Genomic DNA, 635 nt, shown 5'->3' on the forward strand with positions numbered 1-635 from the left:
CGATCGCTTGCGCAAGGACTACGTCGGCATCAGCACCTACGTGCAGCCGCTGGAGATGGGGCCGCCGGTGGGACGGCCGATCCAGTACCGGGTCAGCGGACCGCAGATCGCCGCCGGTGGGACGGCCGATCCAGTACCGGGTCAGCGGACCGCAGATCGACAAGGTCCGCGAGTACGCCATGGGCCTGGCCGGCGTGCTCGACGGCAACCCGAACATCGGCGATATCGTCTACGACTGGAACGAGCCCGGGAAGATGCTCAAGATCGACATCGCCCAGGACAAGGCGCGCCAGCTCGGGCTTTCCTCCGAGGACGTGGCGCAGATCATGAACAGCGTGGTGACCGGCAGCGCGGTGACCCAGGTGCGCGACGACATCTACCTGGTGAACGTCATCGGCCGCGCCGAGGATAGCGAGCGCGGCTCGCTGGAGACCCTGGAGAGCCTGCAGATCGTCACGCCCAGCGGCACCTCGATCCCGGGCGCCGCGTTCGCCAAGGTCAGCTACGAGCTGGAGCAGCCGCTGGTGTGGCGCCGCGACCGCAAGCCGACGATCACGGTGAAGGCGTCGCTGCGCGGCGAGATCCAGCCCACCGACCTGGTCGCCCGGCTGGCGCCGGAGGTCAAGCGCTTCGCC

At 68.8% G+C, this 635-nt stretch carries 1 pseudogene; it reads left to right on the top strand.

Annotation, left to right across the window (positions count from 1 at the left end):
- Positions 1 to 635, top strand: a pseudogene (locus FLO80_RS23645) (efflux RND transporter permease subunit); the annotation flags it as partial.

It is taken from the genome of Aquicoccus porphyridii (assembly GCF_008369105.1).
GTDB classification, from domain to species: domain Bacteria; phylum Pseudomonadota; class Alphaproteobacteria; order Rhodobacterales; family Rhodobacteraceae; genus Aquicoccus; species Aquicoccus porphyridii.